The sequence below is a fragment of the Paeniglutamicibacter sp. ORCA_105 genome, from assembly GCF_045798545.1.
Classification (GTDB): Bacteria; Actinomycetota; Actinomycetes; order Actinomycetales; family Micrococcaceae; genus Paeniglutamicibacter; species Paeniglutamicibacter sulfureus.
The window spans coordinates 75,802-85,052 of record NZ_JBIXLM010000018.1 but is presented as its reverse complement, the minus strand read 5'-3'; the positions used below and the strand labels follow the sequence as shown (position 1 = coordinate 85,052).

Below are 9,251 nucleotides of genomic sequence, written 5' to 3'. Positions count from 1 at the left end.
CCCCCCCCCCCCCCGCCCGCCCCCCCCCCCCCCCCCCCCCCCCCCCCCCCCGGTTCGATGTGCGGCAGTTCGGTGCTGAGCCGGATTTCTCCGGAGTCCACGCCCACAGCGTGTAGCCGCCGCCAGCCAGGTCCGTGCCGTCCTGCACCACCGGGATGCTCCGCAGTCCTGGCCCGAGTCCAGGTCCAGGACGTGCAGTGCCCCTTCCGTCTTGAGCCAGGGGGCTGCGGGCTCCGCCCGAGCTCAAGGCCAGGAACCCCAAGGACAAGGAAGAGTTGGGCAGGTTTATCACCGCCCAGACGAAGCCGGCCGCGCAGGCCGTGGCCGGTTACGACCTCGTGTTTGCCCCCGCGAAATCCGCCTCCGTGCTGTGGTCAGTGGGCGGCACCGAGGCCAGGAAGGCCATCGAGGCAGCCCACCGCGAAACCATTGAAGAGGCCATGGCATTCCTTGAATCCGAGGCCGTGTACACCCGGCGCGGACGGGGCCAAACGGCTTTCGCGCACAGTTGGATTCAAATGATCCGGAGCAAGGCCCATTCGTCAGGCCAGAGTGGTAATCCCAGTTTCATTCAGGGCGCTCCGCACCGCGAGACGCCCGACGGCGTCCAGGCTTCTTACCGGCATGGGCAGGTTTCCCGGCTTCACCAATCCGAGATCCTCGGCCACTGCCGAAGCGACCCGGAAACTCCCGTATCGGGCCATCTGCGCCCACAGGGGTTCCATGGCCATCGACAGCGATCGCGCCTTTTCCACGTCGCCGGAAGTGGCGGCGCGCGTGATCGCCAGGCAATGCTCCGGCAGGATCCCCGCCATCACGCTGTACCAGGCATCACATCCGGCCAGTAGTCCATTGGCGGCCGCGCCGTCACCGCTGACGCCGATGGTTACATGCCCGGGCACCAGCGCCCGGAGGGCAGCGACACGTTCCGCAGCTTCGGCCGGATTGGCAGATACAGGTGGAATCTTGATTGATGCCACGGCCTTCAGCTGCGCAATCCGGCCGTGCAGCTCATCGCTGAAATTCACGCGTGTGGTGCCGGGGTTGTCGTAGACAACCAAGGGCACCGAAAGGTTCGCCGAGACATCCTCATAAAGCCCGAACACCTCGTCCTCGGTGAGCGGCTGGTACGTCATCGGTGCCAGCAACACGGCGTCCGCACCGGCGCTCTGGGCATCTTCCACATTGCGCAGCACCTCCCGGGTGCCCAGCGCGCCAACACCGACGATCACCGGGACGCCGCCGGCGCACTGAACGGCCAGGGATGCTGCGCGGGCCCGCTCGCTCCGGTCGAGATAGGCATAACTGCCGGTGGAACCGAGGGCACCGATCGAATCGACACCTGCGGACGCGAGTCGGCCAATAATGGATTCGAAGGCGCGCTCGTCAATGCCGGTGGCGGTAAGTGGCGTCAAGGGAAAAGCACTCAGGCCGGTGAACTTCATGAGGGTCCTTCCACAAGGGAAACGGGGGCAGCAACATGACGAAGCCTATCTTGGCACTGTCGGCCCCACGGCGGTTCGGTGTTGTGAGTCGTCTCGGCTGCTGGCGATTCCGGAGCCCTGTCCAGCGACATTCGTACCGTTGGCAGGGAATGCCGCGCCAGTTAGGCTGGCTCCATGCGTGAGCGGACGCGGCGCTTGGCTGCCCTGGGGCTTGACTACGTGGTCATCTTGGCTTGGATGATCGTTCTCGGCGTGGTTTCAACTGTCGTCTTCCTGATCCGCGGGGAACTGCCCGATACCCTGGGAACCATTGGCCCGCTCGGCAGCCAGCTGGTCTATTTTTTGCTTCTCACCTTCGTGGTCGGCGTCTACCTGTACAGGACCGAGTCCGGGCCGCACCATGCGACCTGGGGCAAACGCAAGCTGGGGCTGGAGGTGACAGCCGCGGACGGTGCGGCGCCGAACCGCAAGAAAATCCTGTTGAGAACCATCGTGAAGTTGCTGCCGTGGGAAGGCGCCCACTTTTTCGTGTGGCAAATGATGTACGTGTACTACCGCGAAGGCTATGAGGCGACGCCGCCGGCATGGGTCTTCGTGGGACTGAACGCGGTAACGGTCGCGGCGCTTCTCTACATCGTGTTGGTGCTTGTCACCGGACGTGGACCGCACGACGCGGCGGCTGGAACCCGGGTCCAATTTCGGAGGGTGCCAGCCTCCTGAGGAAAGCGTCAGGCCTGGACGGTCGATCCTCGGACCATGAGCGTGCTCGCCAGGGTGACCTGTTGGGTCTCCAGGTCCTCGCCGGCGATGAGGCGCAGCAACTGTTCGGCGGCCCGCCGTCCCAGGAGTTCGCCGGGCAGGTGCACGCTGGTCAGCCCGGGGGAGCTGGTCATCGAGTAGGGCAGGTCATCGAAACCGGTCACCGCAAGCTCGCCGGGGATCGAGATCCCGGCGGCGCGCGCCTCCTGCAGCACACCGTATGCGTGGGTGTCGGTTGCGCAGACCACCGCGGTGACCCCCGCATTCTTCCACCGTGGCCACGCCTCGGCAAAGGCATCGGCGGCCAGGCCGACGTTGATGGTTGTTGCGGCCAGGGCGCCCTCGGGGACGTCCATGCCCAAGGCGCCCGCGGCCTCAAGGAATGCGATGCGGCGAACCTCAAAGGTGGTGGTCCCGGTGGTGCCGTCGATGTAGGCCACCTTCTTGTGGCCGGTGGCGGCCAGGTGCTCGGCCAGGATCCGTCCGCCCTGGGCGACATCGAGGTTCACGGCCGGGACATCGGGCCCGAATCCCGGGGCATCGAGCAGCACCAGGGGACCTGGCGCCGAAAGTTCCTCGAGGAACGAAGGGTCCGGGGCGTCAACCAGGAGCCCGGCCGGGCGCAGCCCCAGCAGGCGGCGGGTGTCATCGGCGCTGGGCAGCTGGCCGGCGTCGGTGACCGAGAGCAGCAGCTGGAACTCGGAGCCCAGCGCGGCGCGGACCCCGGCAATGACCGTGGCAAAGAACGGGTTGGAGATGTCGGGCGCCACCATGATGACGGTGTTGCTCACGCCCCTGGCCAGCGAACTGCCGATCCCGTCGACCACGTAGCCAAGTTCCCGGATGGCCTCGCGGACCTTGGCCTCGTTCCCTGGCGAAACCCGGCCGCTGGCCTTGCCATTGGCAACCAGGGAAACCGTGGCCGTTGAGACCCCCGCGCGCTCTGCCACCATGGCGGCCGTGACCCGTCGCCGGTTGATTGCCGTGGCGCGCGGCTTTGGGGTCGAATGCATGACCTTAATCTTAGTCGAGCGGAGGCCGTGGGGACCCGTTGGAGGTCAAGCGTTTGACTAGGACATATCCACGGCCGTAGTTAAGCGTTTGACGACAGCCGCCAAAGGGTGCCAGAATTTCGGGGAAACAGCATTTCCTTTCCGCGGCCGCAAACCCCGGTAAGTTATCCCCGAAGATGTGGAGAAAACCATGGGCGCACCCATCGCTACAACCGAACCGCGGAAGATCATCCTCGACTGCGATCCCGGACATGACGACGCCGTTGCCATCCTGTTGGCCCACGGCAGCCCTGCGATCGAACTGCTTGCCGTCACCACCGTGGTCGGCAACCAGACCCTGGCCAAGGTCACCAAGAACGCGCTCGCGACCGGAACCATCGCCGGCATCACCGGGGTTCCCTTCGCCGCCGGCTGTGACCGCCCGCTGGTGCGCACCATCGAGAACGCCCCCGACATCCACGGCGAATCCGGCATGGACGGCCCCGTCCAGCCCGATTCAGCCATCGAGCTGGATCCCCGCCACGCGGTGGACCTGATCATCGACACCATCATGGCGCACGAGCCGGGCACCGTCACCCTGGTCCCCACCGGCGGATTGACCAATATCGCCATGGCCGCCCGCAAGGAGCCACGCATCGTGGAGCGGGTCAAGGAAGTCGTGCTCATGGGCGGCGGCTACCACGTGGGCAACTGGAGCGCCGTGGCCGAATTCAACATCATCATCGACCCCGAGGCCGCGCACATCGTCTTCAACGAGAAGTGGCCGGTGGTCATGGTCGGACTCGACCTGACCCACCAGGCGCTGGCCACCGACGAGGTTGTCGCGCAGATCGAGGCAGTGGGCACCGGCCCGGCCAAGTTCGTGCGCGAACTCATGGACTTCTTCAAGGCGACCTACAAGGACGCCCAAGGCTTCGACTTCCCTCCGGTCCACGACCCCTGCGCCGTCGCGTACGTCATCGACCCGACCATCGTCACCACCCGCAAGGTGCCGGTGAACATCGAACTGACGGGCACGCTGACCCTGGGCATGACGGTGGCGGACTTCCGCGCCCCGGCCCCCGCGGACTGCCACACCTCCGTGGCCGTGGACCTTGACCACGAGCGCTTCTGGAACCTGGTGACCGACGCGCTGGTGCGCATCGGCGACGTCGAGCTCGCAAGCGCATGAGCACCCTGACCGAAAAGGCCACCGCCACCCGCGGTGGCGCGGTGGCACTGACCGCCGCCCTGCTCACCGCCTGCGTGGCGTTCCAGCTCAACGCCTCCATGCTTAGCCCCGCGCTGGTCACCATGGGCGAGGAGCTGGGCACCGACCAGGCGGCCATCGGCCTGTCGCAGACCTGGTTCTTCACCACCGCCGCGCTGTTCTCCCTCTTCCTGCCCCGCCTTTCCGACGTGGTGGGCCGCAAGCGCATCCTCGTCATCATGATGCTGCTGACCGCCGTCGGCTCCGTCGTCGCGGCCCTGGCCCCGAACATCGAATGGCTCTTCGTCGGCCGCATCATCCAGGGCATCTCCGGCCCCACGGTTCCGCTCTGTCTGCTGATGCTGCGAAGCGCGGTGCCCAACCCGCGCCGCTACGGCACGCTCATGGGCCTGATCCTTGCCGTCAACGGCGGGGTCGCCGGCGTCGATTCCTTCCTCGGCGGCTACCTGGCCGAGAACCACGGATTCCGTTCCATCTTCTGGTTCATGGTGGTGCTGGCCGTCCTTGCAGCGGTTGCCGTGGCGCTGCTGACCCGCGAGTCCAAGCCGCAGGCCGGCACCAAGATGGACTGGCTCGGCGTGTTCTTCATCGTCGTCGCCGTCGGCGCCCTGTTGACGGCCCTGAACGAGGCCGCCAAACTGGTCAGCGGCATCGACCCGGCCATCGTGATCACCTCGCTGGTGCTGCTGGCCCTGGCCGCCGCCGCCTTCTACGGCTTCTGGGCCACCGAGAAGCGCGTGGCAGAGCCGATGGTGCAGCTCGAGCACCTGCGCCAGCGCGCCACCTGGGCGCCGCTGCTGACCACGGTGCTGACCATGACCGGCATTTTCGCCGTCATCAACGGCATCGTCCCCGCCTACGTGCAGGCAGCGGGCCCCGGCTTCGGGGTCGGTCCCACCCAGACCGCGCTGCTGATCCTCACCCCCTACGCGCTGCTGGGCTGGGTCTTCGGGCCCATCAGCGGACGCCTGGCCCCGGTGTGGGGCTATAACAAGGTGCTGCGCATCGGCATGATCGGCTCCGTCGCCGCGCTGCTGCTGATCGTGTTCTTCGGCATGGACTCGCTGCCCATGATGGTTGCCGGCACCGCGCTGCTGGGCATCATGTACGCGGGCACCGCCAACATCATGCTCAACGGCCTGGGCGTGGTGCTTTCGCCCAAGGGCAACCCCGGCTTCCTGCCGGGCATGAATGCGGGCGCCTTCAACCTGGGTGCCGGGCTGAGCTTCCTGGTGCTGCCCGCGGTGCTGGTGGGAACCTCGTCCCTGGGCGACCGCGCCTCCTACGTGACGGTGGTGGTGGTCGGCCTGGTCATCACCGTGGCGGCCTTCGCCGCCTCGTTGCTGATCCCCAAGCCCGTCGACGCAGAGGTGAAGTAGATGCAGACCCAAGCCCAGGGGCAAGAGCCCGGCCGGATCGTGGTGGTCGGCTCGCTGAACGCCGACCTGACCATCTACACCCAGCGCCTGCCGTCCCCGGGGGAGACCCTGCACGGTGAGGGCTTCACGGTGAACCCCGGCGGCAAGAGCGCCAACCAGGCCGTGGCCGCCGGCCGCCTGGGCGGCAACGTGTCCCTGGTGGGCGCCGTGGGCCGGGACGCCAACGGGCAGATGCTGCTTGACTCCTGCGCCGCGGCCAACGTGGACGTCAGCCAGGTCCGCCGTGCCGACGGCGTGGAGACCGGGGTCGCCGTGGTCACCGTGGATGCGCACGGGGAGAACAGCATCGTCATTACCGCCGGAGCCAACGGGACCCTGTCCCCGGCCGACGTCGAGGCCGCAGGTTCCGCCTTCGATGGCGCCGCGGTGCTCTGCCTGTGCCTGGAGGTAGGCCTGGACACCGTCGAGGCCGCGGCAAAGGCCGGTTCGGAAGCCGGCGCGACGGTGCTGCTGAACCTGTCCCCGTATGCCCCGATCCCGGCCAGTTTGGCACGGCTCTCCAACGTGTTGCTGGTCAACGCGCACGAGGCCTCGCAGTTCCTGGACGGGGAGCAAATCCCGGATCCCGACGCCGAGACCTCGGCCTGGGAGCCGGTGCTGGAGCTCCTGGTGGCACGCGGGCTGCCAAGCGCCGTGGTGACCCTCGGTGCCCAGGGCTCAGTGGTGCTGGACTCGACCGCGGCAGCGCAGAAGCGTATTGTCCGCATCCATCCCACCCGCGTCGATGCGGTGGACACCACCGGTGCCGGCGACGCCTTTACCGGCGGGCTTGCCGCACGTCTGGCCGCCGGGGACGCGCTGGCCGACGCGGCAGCCTTTGCCTCGGTGGGCGCAGCACTTGCAGCCACCAAGAAGGGCACGCAGGCCGCCTACCCGGATGCCGCCGCGGTCAACGCCAGGCTCAACGCCTAGCCGTTTCCCTGCCTGAACCCGATCCCCCGGGAAGGGCAGGAACCCCGGCCGCGCCAGATCCCTCCCGGACCTTTCCCCGGGAGGGATCCGGCGTTAAGCGGAGCGGAAATTGTTCAGTCTAAGGTTCAAGACCGAGGTGGCAGCGCTGTCCGGGTATGCCAGGTTCAGAGTGATCGGACGCCCCGTCACCGAGCCCGGCAACGCCAGCTCCAGCGCGGTGGGCAGGCCGCGCTCAACGCCCTCGGCAACGCTTCCCAACCTGCTCAGCGCAGCGGTGTTGCCCCGTCGCCGAGGGTGATGGTGTCGCGCCCGCGCATACCCTGGAATCTGTACTCGCCCCAGCGTACCGACTGCGACTGCTCGTGCTCCACGGAATTCCAGTCCCAGCCGAGCACGGCGGGGGAGTCGGTGCCGCATTGCGGCGGGTAGGACTCCATGACGGTCGTGCAGAACACCGGCCCGTTCCCGTTGTCCAACACCATGCCGGCGAAAGACCTCTCTGCGGCGGGTGCCAGCGCGATGAGCAGCGCGAGAACCGCGAGCACGAGTGCCACGGGTGTCATCAGATATCGTTCCGGCTTGGATCGGGAGATCGCATTCATCACCACGCCGAGGGCGAGGTATCCGAACACGACCCAGATGCCAATCCGGGAGAAGCCTTCCGGAAACACCTCGAGAACTCCGGCACGGTCCAGGGCGAGCACCGCGATGAACCCGTAGACCAGGACGGAAAATGCGGAGGCGATCCGGTAGCCGGCAGGCAGCGTGCCGGGATACTGCCCGCCCCACGCGAACCGGCCCCACGGGGCGCCGAACGCCAGGGCAAGCTGGAAGAGAACCAACAGGACAAGCACGGCGACGAAAACGACGGCGGTGGTCATGGACGGAAGCCTACTACGCGCCGGCGAACCGGGGATGTCGGGTGACGGCCGGCGATCTTTACGGGCGTCCCCCGAGTGCCCAGTGCAGGAAAAATAAACGGGTACTGGCACGGATGTTGCACGTCGTACCCGCGGCGTACCGTTGCAGCCCTGGACGACCCCACTGACGGTCCCCGGGGCGTAGGGCACCCTACGGAAACCACGCGCCGCACCTATCTCTTCGCACTCAAGGACGCCGGCGGCACGGTGCCGCCGGAGCTCGGCGTCGCCCGCCGGCTTGCCCGCCGGGGACACGAGGTCGTGATGCTCGGCGACAATTCCATGGAGGAACAGGCAACCGGAGCCGGGGCCTCCTTCCGTTTCTGGACCGATGGTGAGACGGGCGAGATTCGCGACTGGGCGCTACACACCCCGATGGGCCTGGCCCGCGACATGTTCCACAACATGATCGGGGGACCGGCGCCCCAGCAGGCGCGGGACACGGTGTCTGCCATCGACGAGGTGCGGCCGGACCTCGTGCTGACATCGTTCTTCGCCTTCGGTGCCATGGTTGCGGCGGAGTCGCGCGCGGTTGCCTTCGATGTCCTGTTGCCAAACACCTACCCGCTGCCCGCCAAGGGCATGCCGCAAGTGGGCACCGGCTTCGCCCCCGCGAAGGGGCCGCTGGGTGCACTGCGCGACCGCATGACCACTTTCGGTGGCACCAAGCTGATCGACAGGTACGCGCTGGCGCCGTTGAACGAACTGCGCGCCGAGCACCGACTGGCCCCGGTCGCCACTACGTGGGAACAGGTGCATCACGCCAGACGCCAGCTGATTCTCACCTCGTCCGCCTTTGATTTCCCCGCCGAGCTGCCGGCCAACGCCCGCTACGTGGGCCCGATCCTCGATGACCCGGCATGGACATCCAATGCCCCGTGGGCACCACCGGCGGGCGAGGCGCCACTGGTCCTGGTGGCCATGTCCTCGACCTTCCAGAACCATGTCCAGTGCATGCAGCGGATCGTGGACGCTCTCGGGAGCCTCCCGGTGCGCGGACTGGTGACCACGGGCCCCTCGATCGACCCCGGGGAGATCCGTGCGCCGGCCAATGTCACCGTCGTGGCCGCCGCACCCCACCACCAGGTGATGGCACGCTCCAGCCTGGTCGTCACGCATGGAGGCCACGGCACCGTGGTGAAGGCATTGGCCGCGGGAGTGCCGCTCGTCATCCTGCATCACGGCCGCGACCAATCAGGCAACGCCATCCGGGTCACCTCACGAGGAGCCGGCATCGCGGTTCCGCGCGGAGCCGCTGCGCCCCGGATCGCGAAGGCCATCACGAAGGTCCTGGCGACCGACAGCTACCGGGCCGCCGCGGTGAAACTCGGTGGGACGATCGCGCGGGACGCCGCCAACGGCTCGCTCCTGCTCGACGAGCTCGAATTGTGAATCTAGGGGGGCTGATCGCGCGCAAGGGGGTACGATGTGCCAGCCGATTTGTACATCTCGTACAAAGATGCGATAGTTAAAGGTCCCCTTGAGGTTTGTCAGAAGAGCGTGAGCTGCGGAATTTTCCGCACGGCCGCTCGTATAGCAGTGCAAACACTTGG

8 protein-coding genes and 1 pseudogene are annotated in these 9,251 nt (G+C 67.3%); 6 read left to right on the top strand and 3 right to left on the bottom strand.

Going from position 1 to position 9,251, the window contains the following annotated elements; genetic code table 11:
* Window positions 1–224 precede the first annotated feature (224 nt).
* A pseudogene (locus ACIPUB_RS10905) lies at window positions 225–485 on the top strand (relaxase domain-containing protein); the annotation flags it as partial.
* 57 nt (window positions 486–542) lie between these two features.
* On the opposite strand, the gene ACIPUB_RS10900 reads toward ACIPUB_RS10905, so the two are convergent.
* Window positions 543–1,445, bottom strand: coding sequence for a dihydrodipicolinate synthase family protein (locus ACIPUB_RS10900; RefSeq protein ID WP_407607394.1), 903 nt, complete (start codon window positions 1,443–1,445; stop codon window positions 543–545).
* Window positions 1,446–1,619: 174 nt separating this feature from the next.
* Between ACIPUB_RS10900 and ACIPUB_RS10895 the strand changes: the two genes are divergently transcribed.
* Complete coding sequence (locus ACIPUB_RS10895) at window positions 1,620–2,165, top strand: RDD family protein (RefSeq protein ID WP_407607393.1); 546 nt, start codon at window positions 1,620–1,622, stop codon at window positions 2,163–2,165.
* An 8-nt stretch (window positions 2,166–2,173) separates the two neighbouring features.
* On the opposite strand, the gene ACIPUB_RS10890 is transcribed toward ACIPUB_RS10895, so the two are convergent.
* Complete coding sequence (locus ACIPUB_RS10890; RefSeq protein ID WP_407607392.1) at window positions 2,174–3,217, bottom strand: LacI family DNA-binding transcriptional regulator; 1,044 nt, start codon at window positions 3,215–3,217, stop codon at window positions 2,174–2,176.
* A 190-nt stretch (window positions 3,218–3,407) separates the two neighbouring features.
* Between ACIPUB_RS10890 and ACIPUB_RS10885 the strand changes: the two genes are divergently transcribed.
* The 3 genes from ACIPUB_RS10885 to ACIPUB_RS10875 are packed head-to-tail and all read left to right on the top strand — an operon-like array spanning window position 3,408 to window position 6,778.
* Window positions 3,408–4,388 (top strand): nucleoside hydrolase, encoded by a 981-nt coding sequence (locus ACIPUB_RS10885; RefSeq protein ID WP_407607391.1) that lies wholly within the window; start codon window positions 3,408–3,410, stop codon window positions 4,386–4,388.
* Window positions 4,385–5,806, top strand: a complete 1,422-nt coding sequence (locus tag ACIPUB_RS10880) for an MFS transporter (protein ID WP_407607390.1) — start codon at window positions 4,385–4,387, stop codon at window positions 5,804–5,806. The genes ACIPUB_RS10885 and ACIPUB_RS10880 overlap by 4 nt, the downstream gene beginning before the upstream one ends.
* A complete protein-coding gene (locus tag ACIPUB_RS10875) occupies window positions 5,807–6,778 on the top strand; it encodes a ribokinase (RefSeq protein ID WP_407607389.1) in 972 nt (323 codons plus the stop codon).
* A 263-nt stretch (window positions 6,779–7,041) separates the two neighbouring features.
* On the opposite strand, the gene ACIPUB_RS10870 is transcribed toward ACIPUB_RS10875, so the two are convergent.
* Window positions 7,042–7,659, bottom strand: a complete 618-nt coding sequence (locus tag ACIPUB_RS10870; RefSeq protein WP_407607388.1) for a hypothetical protein — start codon at window positions 7,657–7,659, stop codon at window positions 7,042–7,044.
* A 246-nt stretch (window positions 7,660–7,905) separates the two neighbouring features.
* Between ACIPUB_RS10870 and ACIPUB_RS10865 the strand changes: the two genes are divergently transcribed.
* The gene (locus ACIPUB_RS10865) at window positions 7,906–9,090 is read left to right on the top strand and encodes a glycosyltransferase (protein ID WP_407607387.1); all 1,185 of its coding nucleotides are present in this window, start codon (window positions 7,906–7,908) and stop codon (window positions 9,088–9,090) included.
* The last annotated feature ends 161 nt before the right edge of the window (window positions 9,091–9,251 follow it).

Bases quoted from the DNA above. Each gene is read 5' to 3' on its own strand.
- ACIPUB_RS10885 (WP_407607391.1), top strand. From the start codon at position 3,408: ATGGGCGCACCCATCGCTACAACCGAACCGCGGAAGATCATCCTCGAC.
- ACIPUB_RS10875 (WP_407607389.1), top strand. From the start codon at position 5,807: ATGCAGACCCAAGCCCAGGGGCAAGAGCCCGGCCGGATCGTGGTGGTC.
- ACIPUB_RS10880 (WP_407607390.1), top strand. From the start codon at position 4,385: ATGAGCACCCTGACCGAAAAGGCCACCGCCACCCGCGGTGGCGCGGTG.
- ACIPUB_RS10870 (WP_407607388.1), bottom strand. From the start codon at position 7,659: ATGACCACCGCCGTCGTTTTCGTCGCCGTGCTTGTCCTGTTGGTTCTC.
- ACIPUB_RS10895 (WP_407607393.1), top strand. From the start codon at position 1,620: ATGCGTGAGCGGACGCGGCGCTTGGCTGCCCTGGGGCTTGACTACGTG.
- ACIPUB_RS10890 (WP_407607392.1), bottom strand. From the start codon at position 3,217: ATGCATTCGACCCCAAAGCCGCGCGCCACGGCAATCAACCGGCGACGG.
- ACIPUB_RS10900 (WP_407607394.1), bottom strand. From the start codon at position 1,445: ATGAAGTTCACCGGCCTGAGTGCTTTTCCCTTGACGCCACTTACCGCC.